Source organism: Dietzia sp. IBK-p2-16D, from assembly GCF_057773085.1.
In genome coordinates, this window is record NZ_JBYMTL010000004.1 from 89,246 (window position 1) to 115,782 (window position 26,537).

Annotated in this window: 21 protein-coding genes; 15 read left to right on the forward strand and 6 right to left on the reverse strand. The window is 71.2% G+C overall.

What is annotated here, in order from left to right:
• Positions 1-63: 63 nt before the first annotated feature.
• Positions 64-414, reverse strand: coding sequence for a metallopeptidase family protein (locus AC3DE3_RS10260; RefSeq protein WP_260486386.1), 351 nt, complete (start codon positions 412-414; stop codon positions 64-66).
• Positions 411-1,529, reverse strand: a complete 1,119-nt coding sequence (locus tag AC3DE3_RS10265; protein ID WP_260486387.1) for a septum formation family protein — start codon at positions 1,527-1,529, stop codon at positions 411-413. Before AC3DE3_RS10265 ends, AC3DE3_RS10260 begins: the two co-directional genes overlap by 4 nt.
• Before the next feature lie 47 nt (positions 1,530-1,576).
• Between AC3DE3_RS10265 and AC3DE3_RS10270 the strand changes: the two genes are divergently transcribed.
• Positions 1,577-2,020 carry an ankyrin repeat domain-containing protein gene (locus AC3DE3_RS10270; RefSeq protein ID WP_260486388.1) on the forward strand — a complete coding sequence of 148 codons (444 nt, stop codon included), beginning with the start codon at positions 1,577-1,579 and terminating at the stop codon, positions 2,018-2,020.
• A gap of 60 nt (positions 2,021-2,080) precedes the next feature.
• Positions 2,081-3,343 carry a serine--tRNA ligase gene (gene serS, locus AC3DE3_RS10275; protein WP_260486389.1) on the forward strand — a complete coding sequence of 421 codons (1,263 nt, stop codon included), beginning with the start codon at positions 2,081-2,083 and terminating at the stop codon, positions 3,341-3,343.
• Between the two features lie 78 nt (positions 3,344-3,421).
• Here serS and AC3DE3_RS10280 read toward each other — a convergent pair whose 3' ends face one another.
• Positions 3,422-3,955 (reverse strand): PaaI family thioesterase, encoded by a 534-nt coding sequence (locus AC3DE3_RS10280; protein WP_260486390.1) that lies wholly within the window; start codon positions 3,953-3,955, stop codon positions 3,422-3,424.
• Positions 3,956-4,015: 60 nt separating this feature from the next.
• On the opposite strand from AC3DE3_RS10280, the gene AC3DE3_RS10285 reads away from it, so the two are divergent.
• Positions 4,016-4,837: a lysophospholipid acyltransferase family protein gene (locus tag AC3DE3_RS10285; RefSeq protein ID WP_260486391.1), complete on the forward strand. Its 822-nt coding sequence runs from the start codon at positions 4,016-4,018 to the stop codon at positions 4,835-4,837.
• Positions 4,834-5,667 (forward strand): HAD family hydrolase, encoded by an 834-nt coding sequence (locus AC3DE3_RS10290; RefSeq protein WP_488369882.1) that lies wholly within the window; start codon positions 4,834-4,836, stop codon positions 5,665-5,667. Before AC3DE3_RS10285 ends, AC3DE3_RS10290 begins: the two co-directional genes overlap by 4 nt.
• A 154-nt stretch (positions 5,668-5,821) precedes the next feature.
• Here the strand turns inward: AC3DE3_RS10290 and AC3DE3_RS10295 are convergent, their stop codons facing one another.
• The gene (locus tag AC3DE3_RS10295) at positions 5,822-8,002 is read right to left on the reverse strand and encodes an N-acetylmuramoyl-L-alanine amidase (RefSeq protein ID WP_488369883.1); all 2,181 of its coding nucleotides are present in this window, start codon (positions 8,000-8,002) and stop codon (positions 5,822-5,824) included.
• A gap of 380 nt (positions 8,003-8,382) precedes the next feature.
• On the opposite strand from AC3DE3_RS10295, the gene glf reads away from it, so the two are divergent.
• Positions 8,383-9,585 carry a UDP-galactopyranose mutase gene (gene glf / locus AC3DE3_RS10300; protein WP_488369884.1) on the forward strand — a complete coding sequence of 401 codons (1,203 nt, stop codon included), beginning with the start codon at positions 8,383-8,385 and terminating at the stop codon, positions 9,583-9,585.
• Between the two features lie 120 nt (positions 9,586-9,705).
• Here glf and AC3DE3_RS10305 read toward each other — a convergent pair whose 3' ends face one another.
• Positions 9,706-11,058: a hypothetical protein gene (locus AC3DE3_RS10305; RefSeq protein ID WP_488369885.1), complete on the reverse strand. Its 1,353-nt coding sequence runs from the start codon at positions 11,056-11,058 to the stop codon at positions 9,706-9,708.
• A 64-nt stretch (positions 11,059-11,122) separates the two neighbouring features.
• Here AC3DE3_RS10305 and AC3DE3_RS10310 point away from each other — a divergent pair, with 64 nt between their 5' ends.
• On the forward strand, positions 11,123-12,553 hold the full coding sequence (locus AC3DE3_RS10310; RefSeq protein ID WP_488369886.1) for a DUF5129 domain-containing protein: 1,431 nt from the start codon (positions 11,123-11,125) through the stop codon (positions 12,551-12,553).
• A 58-nt stretch (positions 12,554-12,611) separates the two neighbouring features.
• On the opposite strand, the gene AC3DE3_RS10315 is transcribed toward AC3DE3_RS10310, so the two are convergent.
• Positions 12,612-13,349, reverse strand: coding sequence for a peptidylprolyl isomerase (locus AC3DE3_RS10315; protein WP_488369887.1), 738 nt, complete (start codon positions 13,347-13,349; stop codon positions 12,612-12,614).
• 176 nt (positions 13,350-13,525) lie between these two features.
• Here AC3DE3_RS10315 and AC3DE3_RS10320 point away from each other — a divergent pair, with 176 nt between their 5' ends.
• The 9 genes from AC3DE3_RS10320 (at position 13,526) to fadD32 (ending at position 26,484) form a co-directional block, all read left to right on the forward strand.
• Complete coding sequence (locus AC3DE3_RS10320) at positions 13,526-15,526, forward strand: glycosyltransferase (protein WP_488369888.1); 2,001 nt, start codon at positions 13,526-13,528, stop codon at positions 15,524-15,526.
• Positions 15,510-16,145, forward strand: a complete 636-nt coding sequence (locus tag AC3DE3_RS10325; RefSeq protein ID WP_260486399.1) for a phosphatase PAP2 family protein — start codon at positions 15,510-15,512, stop codon at positions 16,143-16,145. The genes AC3DE3_RS10320 and AC3DE3_RS10325 overlap by 17 nt, the downstream gene beginning before the upstream one ends.
• On the forward strand, positions 16,142-17,179 hold the full coding sequence (locus AC3DE3_RS10330; RefSeq protein ID WP_260486400.1) for a decaprenyl-phosphate phosphoribosyltransferase: 1,038 nt from the start codon (positions 16,142-16,144) through the stop codon (positions 17,177-17,179). Before AC3DE3_RS10325 ends, AC3DE3_RS10330 begins: the two co-directional genes overlap by 4 nt.
• Positions 17,180-17,195: 16 nt before the next feature.
• Positions 17,196-19,226, forward strand: a complete 2,031-nt coding sequence (locus tag AC3DE3_RS10335) for an arabinofuranosyltransferase AftB family protein (protein WP_488369889.1) — start codon at positions 17,196-17,198, stop codon at positions 19,224-19,226.
• Between the two features lie 195 nt (positions 19,227-19,421).
• The gene (locus tag AC3DE3_RS10340; RefSeq protein ID WP_488369890.1) at positions 19,422-20,546 is read left to right on the forward strand and encodes an alpha/beta hydrolase; all 1,125 of its coding nucleotides are present in this window, start codon (positions 19,422-19,424) and stop codon (positions 20,544-20,546) included.
• A 240-nt stretch (positions 20,547-20,786) separates the two neighbouring features.
• Positions 20,787-22,745 carry an alpha/beta hydrolase-fold protein gene (locus tag AC3DE3_RS10345; protein ID WP_488369891.1) on the forward strand — a complete coding sequence of 653 codons (1,959 nt, stop codon included), beginning with the start codon at positions 20,787-20,789 and terminating at the stop codon, positions 22,743-22,745.
• Positions 22,742-23,236, forward strand: coding sequence for a DUF732 domain-containing protein (locus tag AC3DE3_RS10350; RefSeq protein ID WP_488369892.1), 495 nt, complete (start codon positions 22,742-22,744; stop codon positions 23,234-23,236). Before AC3DE3_RS10345 ends, AC3DE3_RS10350 begins: the two co-directional genes overlap by 4 nt.
• A gap of 162 nt (positions 23,237-23,398) precedes the next feature.
• The gene (locus tag AC3DE3_RS10355; protein ID WP_488369893.1) at positions 23,399-24,364 is read left to right on the forward strand and encodes a cutinase family protein; all 966 of its coding nucleotides are present in this window, start codon (positions 23,399-23,401) and stop codon (positions 24,362-24,364) included.
• Between the two features lie 173 nt (positions 24,365-24,537).
• Positions 24,538-26,484: a long-chain-fatty-acid--AMP ligase FadD32 gene (gene fadD32 / locus AC3DE3_RS10360; protein ID WP_488369894.1), complete on the forward strand. Its 1,947-nt coding sequence runs from the start codon at positions 24,538-24,540 to the stop codon at positions 26,482-26,484.
• The last annotated feature ends 53 nt before the right edge of the window (positions 26,485-26,537 follow it).

A 26,537-nucleotide genomic window follows, 5' to 3' on the forward strand; every position in this document is an offset into this window, starting at 1 on the left:
CCAGCTCTGATCGGGCTCAGCCCCGATCGGCTCAGCTCTGATCGGGCTCAGCTCTGATCGGGCTCAGCCCCAGCCGAGCTCGTGGAGGGTCTCCTCGTCGATCCCGAAGTGGTGTGCGATCTCGTGGATCACCGTCACCGCCACCTCGTGGACCAGCTCCTCCTCGGTGGAGCAGAACGCGCACAGCGCGCCCCGGTAGATGGTGATGGTGTCCGGTAGGAAGCCCGAATAGGTGGTGTCGCGTTCGGTCAGCGCCACCCCCTCGTACAGGCCCAGCAGGTCGGGCTCGTCCGGGTGGCGGTCGGCGATGAGCACCACGACGTTGTCCATCGCCTCGAACAGCGCGTCCGGGACCGAGTCCAACGCGTCGTCCACCAGTTCCTCGAAGCGGGTCTCGTCGACCCTCAGGCTCACGGCGTCCCGCCGGGCACCGGCACCGACACCGTGCCCTGGCCCGTGTCGGTCGGGGCTCCGGGGACGCCCCCCGGCGGCTGACCCGGCGGTGGGATCTGGGTGGTGGTGGGCGCGACCGGGGTGGCCCCGTCGATCAGCACGCCCTGCCGCGCCGACCCCCGCAGTACGGCGAACGGGCCGGGCTCCGCGGCCTTCATCAACCCGCAGTTGACGGTCCGGCTACCCGTCTGCCACGAGACCTCCGAGATCGGGTTGACCAGAGTCGAGATGAGGGTCGTCCGTCGGAGCGCCTCGGAGTCACCGAGGTAGGAGACACCGGCCTCCCGACAGGCGTCCGCGGTGAGCTCGGACTGCTGGCGGGGATCCGGCGGGACCGGCCCCTCCGGGAACGTACCGGTCACGTCCACGTCGGCGACGATCTCGATCGAATGGTCCTCGGAACAGGGCGTGGTCGCGCCGGGCAGGCCCGCGTCGGTGAATCCCAGGCAGGTGCCCGGCTCCCATCGGCGGTGCTGGTCGGCCTCGGCGAACGTTCCCGTCGACAGGGCGGAGCGGCCGTCGAGTTCGGCGGCGGCGACACCGCAGAGCACGCTGCGGTCGCCCTTCTCCCAACCCTCCTCGGACGGCGGCACGACCAGCCCGGTGAAGCGTCCGCCGGGGTCGACCTCGCGCCCGCCGGCGTACCCGGAGATCAGCGGGAGACAGCGCTCGGTCCCCACCGGCGCCAGCTCGGCACTGACCGGCAGCGGCGCACCCTCCCCGAAGCCGGGGACCTTCGACAGGTCGATCCGGGCCGCCACCTCGAACCGGTGTGGCTCGGCGCAGTCGACCGTGTCGAACGAGGTCACGCGGTCCGCGGCGTCGAGCGACCAGGTCAGGCACGTCCCCGGCGCGGCCTCGGCGTACGCGGGCCCGGACAGGGTTCGCGGGTCGACCTGGGGCACGACCGCCGCGATGCGCTCGGCGCGGGACGAGTTGGGATCGTTGATCGCCGACGCCATGAGTGCACCGGTGACCGCCCCGCCGGACAGGACGGCGAGGAGGGAGGCCATGACCGCGCCCCGTGTGCGGAGCAGCGATCGACCACGGCGCGACGATCGGGTGGGAGTGGTCATCGCCTTCCATGATGCCGCAATCGCGCGGTCCCGATAGGATCCTCGGCATGAGCGGACAGAACCACGACGAGCCGGCCGGTGCGGACGGCGAGGTGCGCTCGCCGCGGGACGGGGTGGACCCGGAGGTCCTCGAGTTCGCGCAGATGCTGTTCCAGCTGGCGCGCGACGGCGAGACGGAGCGGCTCGCGGCGTATGTCGACGCCGGGGTGAGCCCGGACCTGACCAACGAGCGGGGCGACGCCCTGCTCATGCTCGCCGCCTACAACGGTCACCCGGACACCGTTCGCGCGTTGCTCGCACGCGGCGCCCAGGTGGACCGCGCCAACGACCGGGGCCAGACCCCGCTGGCGGGCGCGGTGTTCAAGGGATACGGCGAGGTCGTCCGCGCGCTCTTCGAGGCGGGTGCGGATCCCTACGGCGGGACGCCCACCGCGGTCGACACGGCGCGCATGTTCGAGAAGGACGCCTTCCTCGAACTGTTCGGCGTCTGACCACCCCGCGGTCGCGGTCGCGGATCGGGGCGCGCGGGCGGGGCCGCTAGGCTGGGACGCGTGATCGATCTCAAGCTGCTCCGCGAGAACCCCGACGTCGTCCGCGACTCCCAGCGCACCCGTGGTGAGGACCCGTCGCTGGTCGACCAGCTGCTCGCGGCGGACGAGGCCCGCCGGTCCTCGATCGCGGCCGCGGACGGCGCCCGCGCCGAGCAGAAGGCCCACGGCAAGAAGGTGGGCCGGGCCACGCCCGACGAACGCCCCGCGCTGCTTGAGGCCGCGGGCGCGTTGAAGCAGGCGGTCAAGGACGCGGAGGAAGCCGAGAAGACCGCCGCCGCGGAGGTCGACCGGCTCCAGCGGATGCTGTCCAACATCGTCGAGGAGGGCACGCCCGCCGGCGGCGAGGACGACTTCGTGGAGATCGAGCGCGTCGGCGAGATCCCGAGCTTCGACTTCGAGCCGAAGGACCACCTCGAGCTCGGCGAGAGCCTGGGGCTGCTCGACATGGAGCGCGGTGCCAAGGTCTCCGGCGCGCGCTTCTACTTCCTCACCGGCTACGGCGCCCTTCTACAGCTGGGCATGCTGCAGCTGGCCGCGCAGAAGGCCACCGCGAACGGCTTCACGATGATGATCCCGCCCGTTCTGGTGCGGCCCGAGATCATGCAGGGCACCGGGTTCCTGGGTGCGCACGCCGATGAGGTCTACAAGCTCGAGGCCGACGACCTCTACCTGGTCGGCACCTCCGAGGTCGCGCTCGCCGGCTACCACCAGGGCGAGATCCTCGACCTGTCGGACGGGCCCAGGCGCTATTGCGGCTGGTCCTCCTGCTTCCGCCGCGAGGCCGGCAGTCACGGCAAGGACACCCGCGGCATCATCCGCGTCCACCAGTTCGACAAGGTCGAGATGTTCTCCTGGTGCAAGCCCGAGGAGGCCCACGCCGAGCACAAGCGGCTGCTGGGGTTCGAGAAGGAGATGCTCGAGGCGATGGGCCTGCCCTTCCGGGTGATCGACATCGCCGGCGGCGACCTCGGCTCCTCGGCGGCCCGGAAGTACGACTGCGAGGCGTGGGTCCCCACCCAGGGCACCTACCGGGAGCTCACCTCGACCTCCAACTGCACGACCTTCCAGGCTCGCCGGTTGGGCGTGCGCTACCGCGACGACGAGGGTCGTACCCAGACCGCCGCGACACTCAACGGCACGCTGGCCACCACGCGGTGGCTGGTCGCGATCCTGGAGAACCACCAGCAGGCCGACGGGTCCGTGGTGGTCCCTGAGGCGCTTCGGCCGTTCGTGGGCAAGGACGTGCTCGAGCCGATCCGCTGACCCCGAACCGCGGGTGGTCGCCGGGGTCTCCGGGGACGACGACGAGGTCTTCGGACGCCTCGCGGGCCGCCGCCGGGGTCAGGGCCGGAAGAGCATCATCACGCCACTCGCGCTGGCGCAGGTCCGACCATCGGTGTCGGTGACCCGGACCTGCACCACGCACGTCGACCGGCCCGCGTGCTCGACCTCCGCGCGGATCGTGGCGGGGGTCTTGTCCAGCCGTAGTGCCCGGAGGTAGCGGACGGTGAGGTCCAGGGTGCTGTAGCCGACACCCTCCTCCACGACCGTCGCCGTGGCGTATCCGAGCGCCGAGTCCACCCACCCGGAGACGATCCCGCCGTGGACCGTCCCGCCGTTGTTGAGCGCCCACTCCGCCGGTTCGGCCGTCATGGTGACCGCACCCTCCTCCGCGGCGGCCAGGCGGAGGCCCAGCGTGTGCGCGCCGGGGGAGAGGTGGCGCTCGCCGTCGATGATCAGGCGCAGCGCGTCGAGGCCCGCATGGGGGGAGCGGTCGCCCGCGGCCGGCTGGGCGGGCCAGGAGTAGTGGCGGCTGCGCGCCTCCGGGTCGACGGAATCGAAGGGGGCACTCAGGTCGCGGGGGGCGTCGTCCACGTCGTCGAACCTACCGGCGGGGACAGCCGCCCGTCGGGGCGGCCCGCTAGGCTGGGGGACGTGGAGCTGCTCTATACGGGGATCATCGGGTTCGCCCGGACAATGTTCAGGGTCCAGGGCCTGGACCTCACGATTCGCGGGGAGCGCAACTTCCCCGAGGTCGGCGGGGCGGTGGTGGTGATGAACCACACCGGGTACCTCGACTTCGTCTACGGCGGCATCCCGGCCCGCGTGCACAAGCGGTTCATCCGCTACATGGCCAAGGTCGAGGTGTTCGAGCACAAGGTGTCCGGGCCGATCATGCGCGAGCTGAAGCACATCCCCGTCGACCGGACGGCCGGTAAGGCGTCCTTCGACGAGGCCGTCGCCCGGCTGAGGGCCGGGGAGTTGGTCGGTGTGTTCCCGGAGGCCACCATCAGCCGCAGCTTCGAGGTCAAGGGTTTCAAGTCGGGCGCGGTCCGGATGGCGTTGGCGGCCGACGTTCCCATCATCACCGTGACCCTGTGGGGATCGCAGCGGGTGTGGACCAAGGGCCTGCCCAAGAAGCTGCTGCGTCCCCGGGTGCCGATCATGATGGAGGTCGGCGAGCCGATGGCCGCGTACGAGCCGGTCGAGGAGTGCACGCAGGAGTTGCGCTCACGGATGCAGGCCACGCTCGAGCGACTCCAGCAGGAGTACGCGGAGCGCTACGGCGCCTACCCGGCCGGCGCCAACTGGGTGCCCGCCCGTCTCGGCGGTTCCGCCCCCACCCTGGAGGAGGCCACGGCCCTGGACGAGGCCGAGCACGCCGAGCGCCTCCGTCGCCGCGCGCAGAAGGCGGTCGACCCGGAGGCCGACGCCCGTGACGAACCGACGGGACCGGCGGGCCCGGACGCTCCGTGACCCGTTCCCGGCCGCTTCTCGTCGCCTCCGACGTCGACGGGACCCTGATCGACAACGACCACCTCGTCCCGGCCGCGAACAGGGCCGTGGTGGAGGACCTCGTCGCGGACGGCGCCACGTTCGTCCTGGCCACCGGGCGCCCGCCGCGCTGGCTACCCCAGGTGGTCGACCAACTGCCCGTCGCGCCACTGGCGGTCTGCGCGAACGGTGCCGTCATCATGGACACCGACACCGGCGAGTTCCTGGCCACCAGCCTGCTCGACCCCGAGACGCTGGCGGCGATCGACGCGGTGTTGCGCCGTCTGCTGCCCGGCAGCGGGATCGCGGCCGAGCGCCTCGGTGCCGATGCCGCGGACGCCGACTTCGTGGCCAGCCCCGACTACGAGCACGCCTGGATCCACCCGGCGCACCTCGAGGTGGGCCACGACGAGGTCCTCTCCGAGCCGGTGCTCAAACTGTTGGCCCGAGTGCCGGGGATGCCCAGTGGCGAGATGGTGGCCGCCCTGCACGGCGAGGTGGACCACCTGGCCGACGTCACCTACTCCACCACCGACGGACTGATCGAGTTCGCGGCGCGCGGTGTGACCAAGGCGAGCGGGCTCTCTCAGATCGCCTCGCGCACGGCGGCCGGCGCGGCCGTGCCGTCCTCCGCGGTGCCGGTCACCGTCGCGTTCGGCGACATGCCCAACGACCTGGAGATGCTGCGCTGGGCCGATCACGGAGTCGCGATGGGCAATGCCCTCCCCTCCGTGCACGCCGCCGCCGACGAGATCACGCTCACCAACGATGAGGCCGGTATCGCCCACGTCCTGCGGCGTTGGTGGAGCTGAGGGCTCCGGGGAAATAGGTTGCGGACCGGTCCCCACCACTTCCCCGGTGTGCCCGCCGCCCCTGGTGGGGGAGGCGGGCACACCTGGTGGGACCCGGTCCGCAAGTCTGGTCGGCCGGGCGCCGCTCCTCGCGGGAGCGGCGCCCGGCCGGAGATCAGGGGTTCGGCTCGACGGTGAGCTCCCTGGTGGCCGGGTCGTAGACCAGCGTGCCTCCGAGGAACCGCTGTGCGACCGTCCCGTCGGCGCGCTCGGCCTCCGCGGCGACCGGCAGGCCGAGCGGACCGTGCTCGTAGCCCTGGGCGGCCCACGCGTCACCGATCACGCCCCACACCGGGTGCGTGCCCGTCTCGGGGGAGGAGTACAGCGCACCGTTCTCGTGTTTGACGAGGGAGACGTTGCCGAAGCGCTGGATCCCGGACAGGGCCTTGCCGAGCGGGCCCGCGAGCCGCTGGGCGAGCGCGGAGAAGTCGCCGCCGATCGCGTTCTGCACCGACCCCGCGTCGAGCGGGATGTCCGCCAGCGTCTTGCCGCCGGTGAGGATCCGGGTCAGGGTCGCGGGGTCGAGCCTGCCGCCCGTGAGGACGGTCCGCAGGGCCGTGGTGACGGCGTCCTGGACGCTGCCCTGGGTGATGGTCGACGGGAGGTCGGTGCTACCGGCGCCGGCGCCACCGCCGGTGCCCCCACCGCCACCGCCACCGGTACCCGGGCCGGGGCTCGGGTTGGACGGGGCCGCGCCGCCGCCTCCGCCGCTCTTGGCGTACGACGCCGCGATGTCGCGGATCTGACCCATCTTGGCGTAGCCCGCGTTGCCCGGGCAGGACGTGAGGCCGACGTCGCGGTGGGCGAAGATGTTCGGCAGCCGGACGGCGGTGCCGTACGAGTACTTGGTGTACGAGGTGCCCTCGGAGTAGTGGGTGTCCGAGCCCTTGGGGTCGATCCCCGCGACCGAGAGGCGCCATCCGACGATCTCGCCGACCTTGCGGACGGTCGCGTCGGACGGGGCGACGGTGGAGTAGTCGCCCATCATCGAGATGCCCCAGGTGTTGCCGTTGAAGCCGCCGGCGTGGGCGCCCTGGACGTTGCGGCTGAGCCCGCCGTGGCGACCCTCGAAAGCCTGGCCGTACTTGTCGACCAGCACGTTGTAGCCGACGTCGCACCAGCCGAGGGTGCGTGCGTGGTAGGTGTAGATGCCGCGCATGACGCCGGCGGAACCCTCGCGGGTGTAGTTGTTGCTGCCCGCCGTGTGGTGGACGACGGCCGCGGCGAGTGACGGGTCGTACGTGGCGTTGCGGCAACGGATGGACTCGTCGGCGCCCCAGCCCGAGCGGCTGATGATCGACGGCTGCTTGGCGGCGATGTCGCCGTGGGTGCCGGTCCCGCCGGAGGCGGTGATGTCGGAGAACGCCTCGGGATCGGGCGTCGGCGTGTCGTCGGGGGAGAGCAGGACGGCCTTGACGGAGTCGGCTGTGTTCGAGTCGGTGCTGTTCGAGTCGACGCTGCTCGAGTCGGCGCTGTTCGAGCCGGACCCGAGGTCTGAGGTCTCGGCGACGGGCCTGATGTCCGCGTAGCGGGTGGGCACGGGCGGGGTACGGTCGGCGGCGGGTTCGGCCGCGCGCGTGGCGGCGGCGTCTGCGTCCGCGGCGTCTGCGCCCGCGGTGTCTGAGTCCGCGGTGGCCGCGTCATCGGCGTCCGCGTCATCGGCGGGCTCCGCCGAAGCCGGGGCCGAGGCCGTGGCGGGCTCCGTGGCGGGCCCCGCGGCGGCGTCGGGCGCGTCTTCGGGGCCGGTGACCTCGGGCGCGTCGGCCAGCGAGGTGTCGGCGGGGTCGACACCGGAGAGCTTGATCTGGACGGCGGTGGTGTCCGTGCCCAGGTAGACGGGCTCGGTGCCGCCGGTCCCGTTGACGCTCTCACCCTTGCCGTCGACCGATTCCGCCTCGTACCAGGGCCCCCAGGAGCCGTCCGGGTTCTTCGCACGAACGGCGGCCAGGGCGGCGGGGTTGTGCCCCTTCCACGTGACGCCGACCATCGAGAACGGGGTCTCGGAGGTGACCTCCCGGACGGGGCCGCCGCCGGAGGCGATGTCCGTGTCCACGCCGACGGCGGGCGGTGCCCCGGCGAGGGGGACCTCGGTCTCGGCGGTGGGGAGGGCGCTGCCCGCGGTGGTGGCGATCTTGTCGCCGGACTGGACGACCTGGTCCGCCCCGTATACGGCGAGGGGCGTGACGACGGATGCCGCGACCGCCACCGCCAGGGCGAGGGTCCGGCGTCGACCACTGACGTACAGGGGGCGGCGTCGTGTTCTCAAGGGCTTCTCCAGATCAGATGTCTGTGTCACGCGGGTGCTCACCCGCGGGGCACAACTGCCCGGGGGCCACGCCGGGGCGTGACCACTGGGACGAATGTGACGAACGGGGTCAATGTTATCCAAGAAACGTGTGAAACCAAGTGATAAAGACGTGAATATTGGGACTACAGGGATGTAGTTTCGAACCGGCGTACGACGACGGGAACGCCCCACCTGCACCGTGGGCCACCGCGGTCGGTTCGAGAAGTCGTCCACCTCGTCGTCGTCGGCGTGCCCTGAACCCACCCCCGACCCGCCGGATACCCTGGGACCCGTACCCGCGCCGACCGGCGCGTGGTCAGGCGAGCGGTCGGCGGGCGCACTACTCCCGGACGCACCGCGGCGACGTACTACGGAAAGGCCCGACGGTTATGGCAGGCGAGCGGCAGTGGGACACCTATGACCTCATCGTGGTGGGGTCGGGCTTCTACGGCCTGACGGTCGCGGAGCGGGCGGCGACCGAACTCGGCAAGCGCGTACTGGTGCTCGATCGGCGCCACCACATCGGCGGCAACGCCTACTCCGAGGCCGAGCCCGAGACCGGCATCGAGATCCACAAGTACGGTGCGCACCTCTTCCACACCTCCAACGAGCGCGTGTGGGAGTACGTCAACCGCTTCACCGACTTCACCGGCTACCAGCACCGCGTGTTCGCCATGCACAAGGGCACGGCGTACCAGTTCCCCATGGGGCTGGGCCTGATCAACCAGTTCTTCGGCCGCTACTACTCGCCCGACGAGGCGCGCGCGCTCATCGCCGAGCAGGCCTCCGAGTTCTCCGCCGAGGACGCGGCGAACTTCGAGGAGAAGGCCATCTCCCTGATCGGCCGCCCGCTGTACGAGGCGTTCATCAAGGACTACACCGCCAAGCAGTGGCAGACCGACCCCAAGAACCTGCCCGCCGGCAACATCACGCGCCTGCCCGTGCGGTACACGTTCGACAACCGCTACTTCAACGACACCCACGAGGGCCTGCCCGTCGAGGGCTACACCGCCTGGCTGGAGAACATGGCCGCCGACGAGCGGATCGACGTCGTCCTGGACACCGACTGGTTCGACGTCCGCGAGGCCGTCCGCGCCGCGAGCCCCGACGCGCCGGTCGTCTACACCGGCCCGCTGGACCGGTACTTCGACTACGCCGACGGCGAGCTGGGCTGGCGCACCCTGGACTTCGAGACCGAGGTCCTGCCGACCGGCGACTTCCAGGGCACCCCGGTGATGAACTACAACGACGCGGAGTACGACTACACCCGCATCCACGAGTTCCGTCACTTCCACCCGGAGCGCAAGAACTACCCCACCGACAAGACAGTGATCATGCGCGAGTACAGCCGTTTCGCCGAGCGCGACGACGAGCCGTACTACCCGATCAACGAGTCCACCGACCGGGAGCGGCTGGCCGCCTACCGCGAGCGGGCCAAGGCCGAGACCGCGGCCAACAAGGTGCTGTTCGGCGGACGCCTGGGCACCTATCAGTACCTCGACATGCACATGGCGATCGCCTCGGCGCTGACGATGTTCGACAACACCCTGGCGCCGCACCTGCGCGACGGGGCCCCGCTGGCCGAGGCCTGAGCGTGCTCGCCGCGGCCTGACGGAACGACCGCCGCCGCCCCACAGCCGCGCGCAGTTCCTGCAGCCGCGCACGAACTTTCCTCTGCGTCTGCAGGAATCGCGCGCGCGTGCCGGCAGAGGTCAGTCGGCGGTGGTGCTGCCGGCCGGGGCGGCGAGCTCGCGCACGACCGCATCGCGCTGGGCCGCGTGCACGAGCGTGGGCTTGGCCTCGCCGAGGTGCTCGAGCACCGGGGTGACCGAGGTCCAGAAGCGGCTCAGCGAGCTCAGCCCCTCGTTCTCCGCCCGGGCCTGGGCGCGTTCGGCGCGGGTGTCGTCGGCGCGGGTCGGGTGCAGGGCCGCGCGCTTGCCCTCGATCCGGTCGTCCTTGCGCTGCGAGATCACGTAACCCAGCGCGAACGCCACACTCCGCGGCATCCGCCCGGTCAGCAGGACCTGCGCCTCCGGGTACTCGTCGAGGACCTGCTCGACCGCGCCGGACAGCTCCTCGACGAGCCGCGCGAAGGCCCGCCGGTCGATCTGCCGCCCGCTCGCGCCCGGGTACCAGCGCCCCGAGGGCAGCGTCCATGGGACGAGGGTCTGGGCTGCGCCCGGGCCGGCGTCGCCCGTGCGGTCACCGTTCGTGCCGGTGGCGGGTCCGCCGTCGGTGGGGGCGACGACGACGACGAGGTCCGCCGCCTCCCTCAGTGGATGACCCGCGTCGACCTCGGAGACGGGACCGCCCCCGTCCAGCTGGAGGGAGAGCCAGACCAGCTGCACGGAGGTCCGGTCGGCCCGCGCCGCGGCAGCCGACCCGGCGGGGAGGGTGACCATCGACAGTTCGGCTCCCGGTTGGCCACGGCGGGACCGCCACCGGCGCTCGGCCCACATGTCGTCGCCGTCGTCGAAGTACACCGTCCGCACGCCCGTGTCGCCTCCGGGCAGACGGCGCCTGCGGGCCTCGGTCGGCAACTCGGCCAGGTGGGTGCGCTCGCGCAGGAGGACGTCGTATCCGACCGCCAGCGCCGCCGGGAACGCGAGGTTCGGGGCCAGGACGAAGCCGGTCGCGTCGTCGTCGTCGTTCATCGCGCGCTCGAGCTCGTCGGAGACGTGGTCGACCTCCCGGCGCAGGTCCACCACGTCGTTCGCGGTGCCGAACCAGCCGGTGGCGGAGCGGAAGCCCAGGCTGCGGGCGTTCGCCACGTCCACCGCGGCGCGCATCCGGTCCGCGCTCTCGGCCGGCAGCAGTCGTAGGTAATAGAGGGTGCCGTTGTGGGCGAGGAGCCACGCGCGCAGGGCCATCGCCACCACGAGCACGACCAGGGTGCCGACGAACCACCCCAGCCGCGACGGCGACGTGCAGGCCTCCGACCACAGGTCCGGCACGGAGGAGATCGTGCACGAGGCGTCCCGGGTGATGAGGTCCTCGGCGACGAGGCCACCGAACGCGGTGGTCAGTGCGACGGTCAGGGCGATGAGCGTTTCCAGGACGAACACCCGATCGAGACTATCGCCGACGATCGCGGGCGCCACTGACCACCCGCGGCACTAGGCTCGGGTCATGACACGGACGACCACCGCCCCGACCCTGCGCCTGCTGCCGGTGGTCGCCGGTGTCGTGGGACTGCTGCTGCTCCTGTTCCCGCTCGCGTCGGCCCGCGCGCAGGCCCCCGCCCCCGCGGAGGCGCCAGCCCGGGCGGTCGAGGTCGGTATCACCGACCGCGCGGGCGTGCTCTCACCCGGAGACCAGGACCTGCTCCGCACCGAGACCGGGCGCATCGGGTTCCCGCCGCAGGTCGCGCGCGTCGAGTACCTGGTCTTCGATGACGACGGCGACAACCTCAACGACACCACCGAGCGCTTCGCCCAGGACGATCGACCGGACCTCGTGGCGGAGGACCGGGAGAAATGGGCGCCCGGGACGCTCATCGTGGCCAACGACACGGAGGCGCGTGACGTCGGCATCTACTGCGGAGACGACGTGTGCGCAGCGCTCGACCTGTTCGAGGGCGGTCACCTCGACGGTTCACTCGAGGCGATGAAGGACCCGATGCGGCGCGAGAACCACGCGGTCGGGCTGCTGGCGGGGGCGCGGGCCGCAGCCGATCCCACCGTGCAGGCGCCGGAGCCCGAGCCCGCGCCGGCGTGGCTGCCGTGGGCCTTCGCCGGAGCGGGGGTGGTCGTCGCGGGCGCGGTCGGCGCCGGGGTCGCGGCGAGCCGCAAGAAGAAGGCGACGACGGCGAGGGAGCGCTACGACCGGGTCTCCCGCGAGTACGGGCGGGTCGCGGGGGAGCTCAGCGGGCTGGACATCCGCGCCAACTCGCTCACCTCCCCGTTGGCGGACGACGAGCTGCGGTCCCAGTGGGAGGACGTCCGCGGTCGGTTCCTCGCGCTGGATGAGGTCATGGGCCGGATCGGAGACCTGCGGCCCGACTCGACGGACGCCGAGTTCCGCGCCAAGGCCGGCGACATCGACACCGCCCACACCACCGTCGACCAGATGCTCACGGCGGAACAGAACATCGACCAGCTCTTCCGCATGGAGCAGGGCGACGCCGACGTGCGCCGTCGCCAGCTCGGCGAGCTGCACGAGGACATGCTCGCCGCCGCGCTGGGGACGAAGGACGAGCGGCTGGCCGCCGAGGCCCGGGCCCTGGACGCCCGCGCCGACGAGCTGGCCCGGGATACGCAGGCCCCCGACTTCATGGGCCGCTACGCCCGGCTCGTCGTGGACTACCGGCTCGTCGTGGAGGCGATCCGGGCCCGCGAGATGGCGGACGTCGAGGCGGCGAAGGACGCGGGCGACCGCCACGCGCCGAGGCTGTACGACCGCGACTGGCGGGCCGGGTACGGCTACAACGGTTTCGTGCCGTACTACGTGGTATCCGGCTGGCACGCCCACGACGTGCAGGCGGCGCAGGCGGCCAGCTCCACCAACACCGGCTACTCGAACGCGTCGTTCTCCGGCGGCGGCGGCTCCAGCGGGTACTGACTCCCGGCCCGCGACCGGCGCGACCCGCGCGCTCCGGCAGGGGCGCGCGGGTCGTGGCTCAGCCCTCGACGATCTCCACGGATTCGATCGTGTGCAGCGACTGCGGGCGGCCCTGCGGGCTGCCGTCGTCCTCTATCGCGGTGACGGCGTCCATCCCGTCGGTGACGGTGCCGAAGAGGCTGTAATCCGGCGGCAGCGAGACGCCGGAATCGCCGGTGACGATGAAGAACTGGGAGCCGTTGGTGTCCGGTCCGGCGTTGGCCATGGCCATCGACCCGATCTCGTACTCGCCGGACTCGGGCAGCTCGTCGGCGAACTCGTATCCCGGGCCGCCGCTGCCGGTGCCCTGCGGGTCGCCGCCCTGGATCATGAAGCCGGGGATGACACGGTGGAAGGTGATGCCCTCGTAGTACTTGTTGCGGGCCAGGAACACGAAGTTGTTCACCGTCTCCGGGGCCTTCTCCTCGAGCAGGTCCACGGTGACGGGGCCGGCGTCGGTGCTGATGACGGCGGAGTAATCGACGCCGTCGGTCAGACACATCGGCGGGGCCGAGTCGAACGAGGTGGTGCGCTCCGCTGTGCCCTCGGCGGGCGGGCACTCGGCTGCGCCCCCGGCGGACCCACCGGACTCGCGGCCCTCGGACTGCGATGCCGCGGTGGCTCCGTTGGTCGCCGCGTCGTCGGACGGGGCGTCATCGGAACCACACCCGGCGAGGGCGAGGGGAGTGGCGAGTGCGAGCACCCCCAGGGCGGTGCGGACGGTCGGGCGGCGACGGGCGGATCCGGTGAGGCGCATGTACCGAACCTACTTCTTCTGTCCTCCCGGGTGGGGCCCCGGCGCGTGCTGGACGGGCCGTGTCGCCCCCGCCGGGTACGATCGACCCGGCTTTCCTGCCCGCGGGTGCGGGTAGGGCGAGGCGCAGCAAGGCTGATGAGGGCGGCCCCCGGCCGTCGGGACGGGGACTGGCATATATGGAACACCACGGCCACCACGAACTGATCGACGAGATCGAGCGGTCGGTCGTCGCGCTCTCCACTCCACGTGGCCGGGAATGCCTCCAGCGCATCATCCTCCCGCGGGCCGGTGAGCCGCTCGACGTGCGCTCGCTCTACCTCGCGGAGGCGTCCACCAACGTCCGACGGGCGCACTCCTCCTCGCGGACCTCGCTGAGCATCGGCGCAGACTCCGAGGTCTCGTTCGCCACGTACTTCAATGCGTTCGCCGCGGCGTACTGGCGGCGGTGGTCAGTTCTCGGCGAGGTCGTCCTGAGGCTGACTGTGCGCGGGTCCGGACGGGTGGACCTGTACCGCTCCAAGATCGACGGGTCGCGCATCGCGATCACCGGTGACGTCGTCGGCGAGCGGGGTCGGGCCGACCAGGTGACGACGGTCGAGTTCACCTGCGACCTGGGGCCGTTCGAGGACGGCGGGTGGATCTGGTTCGACCTCACCTCCGACACGGACGTCGAGTTGCTCGCGGGCGGGTGGTACTCGTCTGTCGACGCCCCGGACACGCGCCCCGACGCCCACCCCGACGGCACGCCCGACCCGGCGGTGCAGGTGCCCAACGACCGCCGGCTCACCGTCGGCATCCCCACGTTCAACCGGCCCGGCGACGCGGTGGCCGCGCTGCGGGCACTGACCTCCGATCCCGAGGTCGACGCCGTGATCGACGCCGTCCTCATGCCCGACCAGGGCGATCGCAAGGTCCGCGACGAGCCCGGGTTCGCGGAGGCGGCGGAGTTCCTCGGCGACAGGCTCCACATCTTCGACCAGCCCAACCTCGGTGGTTCGGGCGGGTACAGCCGCATCATGTACGAGGCCAGGCGTCTCACCGATTCGCCGTACATCCTGTACATGGACGACGACATCGAGATCGAGCCCGACTCGATCCTGCGGGCCCTGGCCTTCGGGCGTTTCTCCACCGTCCCGATGCTGGTCGGCGGCCAGATGCTCAACCTGCAGGAACGCAGTCACCTGCACACGATGGGCGAGGTGGTGGGCGCCCACGACTTCATGTGGACCGCCGCGCCGCACGCGGACTACGACTACGACTTCTCGCGCCACCAGTTGACGGACCGGGACAACCCCAAGCCGCTGCACCGCCGTATCGACGTGGACTACAACGGGTGGTGGATGTGCCTCATCCCGCGCGTGGTCGCCGAGAAGATCGGGCAGCCGCTCCCACTGTTCATCAAATGGGATGACGCGGAGTACGGGTTGCGCGCGCGGAAGGCCGGCCACCCCACGGTCACCATGCCGGGTGTGGCGATCTGGCACATGGCGTGGTCGGACAAGGACGACGCGATCGACTGGCAGGCCTACTTCCACCTGCGGAACCGCCTCGTGGTGGCGTCGATGTACCACGAGGGCGACCACAAGGGCATCATGCAGTCCAGCCTCAAGGCGCTGGTCAAGCATCTGGTGTGCCTGGAGTACTCGACGGTGGCCATCCAGATCGAGGCCATCCGCGACTTCCTGCGCGGCCCGGAGGCCCTGTACGAACTGCTGCCCACCGCCCTGCCCAAGGTGCGGGCCATGCGAGCGGAGTTCCCCGACGCGGTGGTCATCCCGTCGGCCGTGGACCTGCCCGCCCCGTCCGGCGGCCCGGCCGGCATCCATTCCGAACCCCGCGGCCCGGTCCGCAAGGCCGTGGCACTGGCCCGCGGCCTGGCCCACACCCTGAGCAGGGACGACAAGACGCACCACGAGGTGCCGCAGGCCAACTTCCCGCCGATCGAGGCCCGTTGGTACTCGCTCAGCAGGGTCGACGGTGCGACCGTCACCACCGCCGACGGTCGCGGGGTCGTCTACCGCAAGCGCGACCGCGACCTCGCCGCCGCCCTGTTCAAGGAATCGGCCGCCGTGCACCGTGAGCTGTTCCGTCGATTCCCGGAGATGCGCCGCCGCTACCGCGACGCCCACGCCGATCTCGTGACCAAGGAGGCCTGGGGCCGTGTCTTCGAATCCTGATCCGGTGGTGTCCGATCCCGCCGTGGAGATCCCCGTACCGACCGGCGAGGTCCGGTTGCTGGCGGCGATCCAGCGTCAGCTGTTGGCCGTGCCCGGTTCGCGGGAGGCGGCCGTGACGCTGTCTCATGTCGGCGAGCACGCCCTGGGGTGGATGGCGATCTCGGCCGCCGGCATGGCGGTCGATCCGGCCCGGCGCGGCCGCTGGGCGATGGTGGGGGTCGGCAGCTTCGGTGCCCACGCCACCTCTGTTGTCGTCAAGCGCGTCATCCGCCGCCGGCGCCCGGACCACCCCACGGTGACCGTCGGCGTCGGTACCCCCTCCAAGCTCAGCTTCCCGTCCTCCCATGCCACCTCGACCACCGCGTTCGCCCTGCTCGCGGGGTCGGTGGCCGGGGTCCCGGTGGCGCCGGCGCTCGTGCCGGTGATGCTGGCGTCCAGGCTGGTGCTGGGAGTCCACTACCCTTCGGATGTGTTCGCCGGTGCCGCGGTCGGTGCGGGCTGCGCTGCGCTCACCCGTGCGGTGTGGCCCTCCGCAGCCGTCCAGAACGTGCTGCCCGAGGCGTTGCGCGACGGTGCGTCCGGCCCAGGCCTCACCCAGAATCCCGAGGAGAAGCGATGACCGATCATTCCGGAGCGCCGGCGTCCCGGGGCGTGGCAGACCACCACCTCGTCGGAGCCGAACCCCACACGGCCAACGAGATAGACGACATCGCCGAGGCGGAGGAGGATGCGAAGGGCGCGCCGCCCAAGAACCTCCTCGACGGCATGATCAAGGCCCTCCGGCCGCGCCAGTGGGTCAAGAACGTCCTCGTCATCGCCGCCCCCGCGGCGGCCGGGTCGCAGACCCTCACCGACGGCAACGTCCTGTTCTCGGTGTTCATCGCGTTCGTGGCGTTCTGCATGGCCGCCTCGAGCGTGTACCTCATCAACGACGCGATGGACGTCGAGGCCGACCGCGCCCACCCGACCAAGCGGTTCCGCCCCATCGCCGCGGGCGTGCTCCCCGTCGGGTTGGCCTACGGCATGGCGGTGGTGCTCATCATCGCCTCGCTCGCCATCTCGGTGCTGTTCACCCACCCGGCGCTGGCGATCGTCGTGGCCGTGTACATCGTGCTGCAGCTCATGTACTGCTTCGGTCTCAAGCACCAGCCGGTGCTCGACATCGCGTTCGTCTCCTCCGGCTTCCTGCTGCGCGCGGTCGCCGGTGGCGCGGCCGCCGAGGTCGAGATCTCGCAGTGGTTCCTGCTGGTCATGGCGTTCGGTTCGCTGTTCATGGCAGCCGGCAAGCGGTACGCCGAGCTGAACCTGCACCTCAAGACCGGCGCCAAGATCCGCAAGGCTCTGGAGAGCTACACCCCCACCTACCTGCGGTTCGTCTGGACGCTGTCCGCGACGGTGCTCGTGCTCTGCTATGCCCTGTGGGCGTACGACCGCGGGTCCGACCCCACGCAGCCGGCCGGCGCGGCGATCTGGCTGCAGATCTCCATCGTCCCGTTCACCATCGCGGTCCTGCGGTACGCGGTCGACGTCGACGCCGCGCAGGCCGGCGAGCCCGAGGACATCGCGCTCGGCGACCGGGTCCTGCAGGTCCTCGCGGCCCTGTGGGTCCTCACCGTGGTGATCGGCGTCTATATCGTCCCGTCGATCTCCTGAGTCCGGCGGACGGTCGATGTCGGAGGTGACGGCGGCGCGCCGGACCGGGCGCACCGCACCGGTCTTCTGGACCGGGGTCGTGGTGGTGGTGGCGATCTTCCTCGCCGGGGCCTGGCAGCGGCGGTGGATCGCCGACGACGGACTCATCGTCCTGCGCACCGTCCGCAACCTCATCGCCGGCAACGGCCCGGTGTTCAATGCGGGGGAGCGGGTCGAGTCCAACACCTCCACGCTGTGGACCTATCTCATCTACGGGGTCCATGAGCTCGTCGGGTACCGGCTCGAGCTGGTGGTCCTGGGCGTGGCGCTCACGCTGAGCATGGTCGCGGTGGTGTGCGCGATGGTCGGCACCCGCGTGATGTACCGCGGCACCCGCCGTGCGCCCGCCGGTGGGCCGGTGCTGCTCCTGCCGTTCGGCGTGCTGGTCTACGTCATGTTGCCGCCGGCCCGCGACTTCGCCACCTCGGGCCTCGAGACGGGTCTGGTGATCTGCTGGATCGGCGCCATGTGGATGGGGCTGCAGCTCTGGGCCCGCGCGCCCCGCCGTGAGGGGCGGTTCGGTCTGCCCGCGTCGGGCACCGCCGCGGTCGCCTTCCTCGCCGGTCTCGGTCCCCTGGTGCGCCCCGAGATGGCGTTGGCCGCGGCCGCGTTCCTCGCGCTGATGGCCGCGGCCCGCCAGTCGTGGCGTCACCTCGGCTGGCTGGTGGTCATCGCCGGCACGGTCCCCGTTCTGTACCAGCTCTGGCGGATGTCGTACTACGCCCTTCCGTACCCGCTCACGGCGGTGGCCAAGGACGCCGGCGGGGCGAAGTGGGACAAGGGCGCCGAGTATGCGTGGAACCTGGTGGCGCCGTACGCGTTGCTGCTGCCGTTGGCCGCCGTCCTGATCGCGGGACTGGTCGCGCTCTGGGCCCGCCTGGCCCCCCGCCGCGGAAATCCGCTACTCCCGCTCCGGATCCGCTACCCGCATTCGGGTAGCGGATCCGGAGGGACGGTAGCGGATCCGCGGGGCAGCGCCGACGACGACGACGACGAGGCCGGCCGCCTGCTCCGGCTGCGCCAGCGGGTCCGCTCCACCCCGGTCGTCACGGCCGTCTTCCTCGGGGTGGCCCTGGTGATGCTGCTCTACGTGGTCCGCGTGGGCGGCGACTTCATGCACGGCCGCGTGCTGCTGCCGTCCCTGTTCCTGTTCCTCCTGCCGGTCTCGGTGGTGCCCCTTCCCGTCGGTCCCGCCCGCGGGTCCGCGGAGGCCTCGGTGCGCCGGGTGACCGTCCCGCTCACCGTGGTCGCATGGCTCGTCGTCGTCGGCTGGGCGGTGACCGTCCAGGTCACCGAGGACCCCTTCCGCGAGGAACCGGAGTCGATCACGGCGGCGGGGATCGTCGACGAGCGCCAGTTCTACATCCAGCGCACGGGCCACAAGCATCCGTTGCTCGCCGAGGACTACCTGGACTTCCCCCGGATGCGGGCGCTGGTGCGGGACGTCACCGCTAACCGGACGGGTGCGGTCTTCCTGCCCGTGCCGGGATTCCAGGACCGGTGGGACGTGGTCTCCTACGACCGCCCCATGCCCGGGCTGGCGCCGTTCGAGCTGCCCGAGGAGCCGCTCAAGACCGTCGTGTTCCTCAATCTCGGCATGACGAGCATGAACCTGCCGCTCGACGTGGACGTCTACGACACCGTGGGGCTCGCGTCGCCGCTCGCCGCGCACACGGATCGGATGGAGGACGGTCGGATCGGGCACGACAAGTTCCTGCCGTACGACTGGGTGCTCGCCCGCACCGGTGTGGTCGAGGATCCGGTCAACTTCCCGCGGTGGATCGACGTGAACTGGGTGAACCAGGCGGAGGTCGCGCTGCAGTGCCCGGCCACCCAGGCGTTGATCGAGTCGTACTCGGGTCCGTTGACGCTGGAGAAGCGCTGGTCGAACGTCATGAACGCATTTTCATACGCCGAGTACCGGATCAACAGAATCCCTGCGTACGAGGTGCAGAGGTGCGGGTTACCGATGCCTGAGAAAGTGGAGAAGTACCAGGGCACTCGGTAGTGTGGCCCAAGCTGTTATCTCGAAACGGTAACAGTCGGGGGTCGAATTGGTCCCTGACCTGTAACACCTGTCCCAAAGTGCGCGACAGTATCGATGAACTCGATGTCGCAGTTCCGGTCCTCCCCTGGTGGGGCCGGTCCGATGAACGTCACCGATGCCCTCCAGGGCACCAGGAACGAACAAAGGAACCAACGAATGTCCCAATCCACCCTCCGGCGCAGGTTCGCCGCCGGGCTCACCGCTCTGGCGACGGCCGCAGGGCTCATCGTCGGGGCCCCGGCACTGGTCGGCGCGCAGGCGACCGAGCAGGGCTCGTCGGCCAGCCTCGGGTCCGCTGGCTCGGCTGCCCCGCCGCCCGCCGCCCCCGCGTTCCGGCCGGCCGGAGGTAACGAGAACCCGGTTGGTTTCCGCAACTGGCTGCGTCCCGGCTGTGAGTGGGACCCGGTCGCCTCCTGGGTCCAGCTCTGCACGGTCCACTCGCCGTCGATGAACCGGCCCATCAAGGTCCAGGTGCAGCCGGCCCGCTTCGGCGGCAACGCCGGGCTGTACCTGCTCGACGGCCTGCGTGCCCGTGACGACTGGAACGCGTGGACCCACGACGCCCAGGCGCAGCGCATCTTCCTGCAGGACAACATCACCCTGGTCATGCCCGTCGGCGGTCAGGTGTCCTTCTACTCCGACTGGGAGCGGCCCATCAACCTGGGCGGCACCCTGCTCCAGTACAAGTACGAGACGTTCCTGACCAAGGAGCTGCCGGACTACCTCGCGGCCCACTTCGGCGTCCGACGCGACAACAACGCCATCGCCGGACTGTCGATGGGCGGCTCGGCGGCCGCGACACTCGCCGCCAAGCACCCGAACCAGTTCAAGCAGGTCTCGGTGTTCTCCGGCTACATGAACCCGACCGCGCCGGGCATGTACACCATGATCCCGCTTGCGATGTTCGACCAGTGCAAGTGCGACCCGTTCGCGATGTGGGGCCTGCCCGGCTCGCCGCGCTGGGGCGAGAACGACCCGCTGCTCAACGCCGCGAAACTGCGCAACATCCCGATGTACGTGACCGCCGGATCGGCGATCCCGGGCCGGTACGACCAGCCCTCCAGCCTGCAGGCCGTGTTCAACACGTTCAACGGCATCATCCTCGAGGGCCTGTCCCGCGGCTCGACGCTGGCGTTCCAGAACACCATGAACGCCGCGCCGAACAAGGCCACGTTCGAGTACCGCACCACCGGCATCCACGGCTGGGGTTACTGGAACGACGACCTCATCGCGGCCCGCTCGGCGCAGATCCTCGACGTGATGAACGCCCACGCGTGGTGATCACACCGAGTTAGCCGACGAATCGGACTCCCATCAGCGAGTCCTCACCCGTCACACCGGGGCCCCGCGCGTAGATTCTCGTGCGGGGCCCCGGTCGTTGTGTGACCACCGGGTTCGGCCGCGGGAGGGGAACCCGCGGGCGCACCGGGACCCGGGCTCCGGATACAGGTGACGCGGGTCGGTGAGACGCGCGCCCACTAACTATTCGGCGACACGACGCGGCAAGGAAGAGAACAACACATGGCGACCCCCAGCGCACACGCGAGCCCCCGTTCCCGGTGGACGTCCCTCCTCGCGGCTCCCCTCGTGGCGTCCGTGGTGGGATCCGGCCTCGTCCTCCCGCCCGTCGCCGCGGCGCAGGAGACGCCAGTCCGGCCGACCCAGGGGCAGACCAGCCCGGCGGAGAGTCCGGCCCGGTCGACCCCCGCGGAGAGTCCGGCCAACGCGCCCGAGGCGCCCAGCCTGCGCGTGCCCTCGGCACCACCGTCGGGCGTCCGTCTCGACAAGGTCGAGTGGAAGTCCGCCAACCGGGTGGCGCTCTGGGTCCAGTCGCCGGCCATGAAACAGGCGATCCAGGTGCAGCTCATGCTCCCGGCCCAGTGGAACGCGGACCCCGAGCGCACCTATCCCTCCCTGCTGCTGCTCGACGGGCTGCGGGCCCGCGACGACGCCAGCGGCTGGACGCTCGAGACCAAGATCTCACAGTTCTTCGACGCCAAGAACGCGGTCATCGTGCTGCCCGTCGGTGGCGAGTCGAGCTTCTACACGGACTGGGTCGCCGACGCCAAGGGCTCGGCCTACCAGTGGGAGACGTTCCTCATGCAGGAACTGCCGCCGCTGCTGGCCCGCGACTGGCGGGTGGGTGACAAGCACGGCGTCGCCGGGCTGTCCATGGGCGGCACGGCCGCCATGATGCTGTCGCAGCGCTACCCGGATCACTTCAACTTCGCCGCCAGCTACTCGGGGTTCCTCGACACCACCAGCTTCGGTATGCCCGAGGCCGTCAAGGTGGCCATGCAGGACGCCGGCGGCTACCCGGCCGAGAACATGTGGGGCCCGCTCGGGTCGCGCCGCTGGCAGGAGCAGGACCCGAAGCTACACACCGAGAGGATGCGCGGGCAGAGCGTCTACGTCTCCGCCGGCAGCGGCAACACCGGGCCCTGGGACCAGCCGTCCGGACTGCCGGACATCCCCACCAACTTCCCCGGCTACGGCCTGGAACTGCTCTCCCGGATGACCACGCAGACCTTCGTCAACAGGGCCCGCGCCGCCGGGGTCGAGGTCACCGCCAACTTCCGCCCGTCCGGCACGCACACCTGGCCGTACTGGCAGTTCGAGATGACCCAGGCGTGGCCGCAGTTCGCGACCGCGGTGGGGATCGAGAACGTGGAGAAGCCGTGCGCGGCGAGCGGCGACATCGCCCGCCTGGCCGAGCGCCAGCCCGGTCTCGGTCCGTGCCTGACCGGCGAGTACGACGTCCGCGGCGGCAAGGCGACCGACTTCCGCTTCGGTCGCGTGTTCTGGTCTCAGCAGACCGGCGCCCATTCGGTCCTCGGCGCGATCGGTGCCGCCTACCAGGCCGAGGGCGGCCCCGACGGGGTGCTCGGTCTGCCGACCTCCGGTGAGACCGCCACCCCGGACGGCCGCGGCCGGTTCTCCACCTTCCAGAACGGTGTCATCTACTGGTCGCCCGCCACGGGCGCGCACGCCGTCCGCGGCGGCATCCGGGCGATGTGGCAGGAGCGCGGCTCCGAGCGCGGCGAGCTCGGCTACCCGACCACCGACGAGATCACGAACCCCAACAAGCCGGGCGTCGTCCAGGGCTTCCAGGGCGGAACGGTCTACTGGTCCGAGGAGACGGGTCCGAAGGTCGTCGAAGGTGCGATCCTCCAGACCTACCGTGCGGCCGGGGCCGAGAACTCCGAGCTGGGGTACCCGACCACCGACGAGATCGCCCTGAGCACCCGTCGAGGGGCGTTCAACAGGTTCCAGGGCGGTGCGATCTACTGGTCCCCGCGCACCGGGGCACACGTGGTCCCGCGCGGGCCGGTGTTCGATGCCTGGGGCACTGTCGACTACGAGCGCGGCCGGCTCGGGTACCCGACCGGCCCGCTGCGTAACACCAGGGACGGCCAGGTGATGGAGTTCGAGGGCGGCAGCATCACCGTGAGCGGCGGCCGGGCGGAGATCTCGTCGTGAGATCCCGGCTGGCGACCCTGACCGGCGCGCTGCTCATCGCGGGCGGGATGCTCACCGCCTGCGGCGGAGGGGACTCGACGGTCTCCGGCGTGCCCGACTCCGAGACGCTGGCCCCGCCGCCGGGTGGCGGCGGGACGCCCGGCGCCTCGCGCGTGCCCGCGACGGAGGACTCCGGCCGCTACACCGAGGCGCCCGCACCGGTCGACCCGGACGCCTCCGGGTACACGGCGCCGGCCGTCGGTGCGCGGGAGCGCGGGTACCTCGCGGCCCTCGAGAACGAGGGCATCGAGACCGCGGAGCTCTCCGATTCGCTCGTCGCTGCGGGTAACACCATCTGCCGGATCCGGACGACCGGGGGAGCCGCCGACGAGACCACGACGATCGCGGACGCGGTGGCGGGGCAGATCTCGGCGGGTGGGTACTCGGACCGTGAGGTCGACGAGCTCTCGCGCATCGTGGTGGACGCCTCGGCGGGCCAGCTCTGCCCGTAGCTCCCCGGCGACCCCCACGCGCCCGGGCCCCGGCACGCACCGCCGAGAGGTGAGCCCCGACACCCTCAGGGGTCTCACGGAACCCCGACCGTCCTCGGGACGTTGACCGATCGTCGGCCGCCCGCCACAGTCGCGTGGGCAGGCCGGGAAGGAGGTCGTATCGTGGCTCGTGGATCCCGTCGTGGCGGAGGCCGTCGTCTCGGCTGCTCGCTGGGGGCGCTCGTGCTGGTGGTCCTGCTCGTCGTGGGCGTCGGATGGTGGATCGGGAACCGCGGACTCCCCACGGGCCCCGACGGACCGCTGCCGACCCCGGGGGAGCCGGAGGTGTCCCAGCCGGCGGACTGCCCGGACGTGGAGCTGATCGCCGTGCCGGGGACGTGGGAGAGCAGCCCGACGGACGACCCGTACAACCCGGGCTTCCTGCCGAACGCCCTGCTGCGGACGATCACCGACCCGCTGAGCCAGCAGTACCCGGACGACCGGCTCGAGGTGTTCACCGTCCCCTACGTGGCGCAGTTCAGGAATCCGCAGGCGCCCAACGAGATCCCCTACGACCAGAGTCGGGCGGAGGGCACCGAGCGTGCCCGTGCCGAGCTCACGGCCACCCACGAGCGGTGCCCGTACACCTCGTTCGTGCTGCTGGGCTTCTCCCAGGGCGCGGTGATCGCCGGTGACCTCACGAGCGAGATCGGCACCGGCAACGGTCCGGTGCCCGCCGACCTGGTCCGCGGATCGGTGCTCATCGCCGACGGCCGCCGACTGCCGGGCGAGGGGCTGTCACCCGGTCTGTCCCCCGGAAACGGCCAGGGCATGGAGATCTCCCTGCAGCCGGCCACCGGGCTCACCCAGCTCATCGCCGGCGCCACCATGACCGGGCCGCGCCCGGGTGGGTTCGGCGAACTCGCCGAGAGGACGGCCCAGATCTGCGACTCCCGCGACCTGATCTGCAACGCCCCGCTCAACGTCGTGGACGGCGCGGCCCGGTTCCAGGAGTTCGTCGCCAACAACGCCATCCACGCGATGTACGCCACCAACCCGGACGTCATCGAGGGCACCACGGTCCCGGAGTGGACGATCGGGCACGTTCGCGAGCTCGTCGACGGCGCCCCGGAGATCGCCCACGGGTGAGAGGTGGGCCCCGCCTCCGGGGGCCCGGGCGACACGCCTGACGTTCCGGATGATTCGGAGTTCGGATGTGCTCTGGGGCAGGCTGTAGGATCGACCAAGCTTGTCGTCAGTGCACCCGGCATTTCCGTGGTCGACGACGTCGACCAACGTGAGACGGATCGGAACGGAGCAACGTGGAGTTCGAGCAGTACCACGACGCCAGCGGGGCGATCGTCATCCCTGATCGCACCACCCTTGTCGACTTCGTCGAAGCCAATGTCTCCGCCGCCCGCGAGGATCCCGCCGAGGACGGGCTGATCTACCGCTACATCGACTACTCGTCCTCCCGCGACGGTGAGGTGCACGAACTCTCGTGGTCGCAGTTCGGTGACAGGCTCTACGCCATCGCCGCCCGCCTGCAGCAGGTCGCGAAGCCGGGTGACCGGGTGGCGATCCTCGCGCCGCAGGGTCTCGACTACATCGTGTCCTTCTTCGCGGCCATCCACGCGGGGCTCATCGCCGTTCCCCTCTTCGACCCGGACGAGCCCGGTCATCACGACCGACTCCACGCCGTTCTGGCGGACTGCGCGCCCGCGGTCATCCTCACCTCGACCGAATCCGCGGCCGGTGTCCGCACGTTGTTCCGTTCCCTGCCGGCCCGCGAGCGTCCGCGCACCGTGGCCGTCGACGCCATCCCCGCCGAGCTCGGCTCGGGCTGGACCAGGCCGGAACTCGGTGCCGACGACATCGCCTACCTGCAGTACACCTCCGGCTCCACCCGGGTGCCGGCCGGAGTCGAGATCACCCACCGCAACGTGGTCACCAACGTCATGCAGCTGTTCGACGGGCTCGGGCTGACCCGCGCGTCGCGCGGCGTCACCTGGCTGCCGCTGTTCCACGACATGGGCCTGCTGACGGTGATCCTCCCCGCGATGGGCGGGGCGACGATCTCGGTGATGAGTCCCCGCGCGTTCGTGCAGCGCCCGGGCCGCTGGGTCTCGCAGCTGGGCGCCATGTCGGACGGCGACGGGGTGTTCGCCGCCGCCCCCAACTTCGCGTTCGAGCACGCCGCCCGCCGGGGCCTTCCCCGGGAGGGCGAGACCCTCGACCTGTCCGGCGTGACCAGCATCATCAACGGTTCGGAGCCGGTCACCCCGGCCTCCATGCGTGCCTTCAACGAGGCCTTCGCGCCCTACGGACTCGCGCCGACCGTCATCAAGCCGTCCTACGGTATGGCCGAGGCGACCCTGTTCGTCTCCTCGCCGCGCCGCGACGACGAGGCGATCGTCATCCACGTGGACCGGACCGATCTCAACCGGGGCGTCATGACGGTCCTGGACCCCTCCCAGGTGGAGGGCAACGAGGACGCCATCCCGCAGGTCGCCTGTGGATACGTCGCCCCCAGCCAGTGGGCGACCATCGTCGACGCGAACATCGACGAGGCCACCGGTGAGCACGACGGCACCGGTCGCGAGCTCCCCGAGGGCCGGGTGGGCGAGATCTGGCTGCACGGCACCAACGTCGGGCGCGCCTACTGGGGGCGCCCCGAGGAGTCCGACGCCACGTTCGGCAACCGGCTGGTGGAGCGCTTGGACGAGGGGTCCCGGACGGTCCGCGAGTTCGGGACCGTGCCCGAGGACGCGCGGTGGCTGCGCACCGGGGACTACGGCGCCTACGTGGACGGTCAGCTGTACATCACCGGGCGCGTCAAGGACCTCGTGATCGTCGCGGGCCGCAACCACTACCCGCAGGACCTGGAGAACACCGCGCAGGGTGCGTCCGACGCACTCCGCCCCGGCTTCGTCGCCGCGTTCTCGGTGCCGGCCAACCAGTTGCCGATGGAGGCGCGTAACGGCGCCGACATCGCCGCCGATGACTCCTCGGAGACGCTCGTCGTGGTCGGCGAGCGCGCACCCGGCGCCGGTAAGGCGGACCCGGGACCGATCGCGGACGCGGTCCGTTCGGCGATCTCCGCACGACACGGCGTCACCGCCCAGGACGTGCTGCTGGTCCCGGCCGGATCCATCCCCCGCACGTCCAGCGGCAAGATCGCGCGTCGCGCGTGCAAGGCGGCGTACGTGGACGGCACCCTCCGCGGGGGCCATCAGCAGTCCGCCTTCCCGGATCTGCCGACGCAGTAGCGTCCGGCGACCGGGCCGGTTCAAGGCACCACGGGTGCCCCGCCGCGACGGGA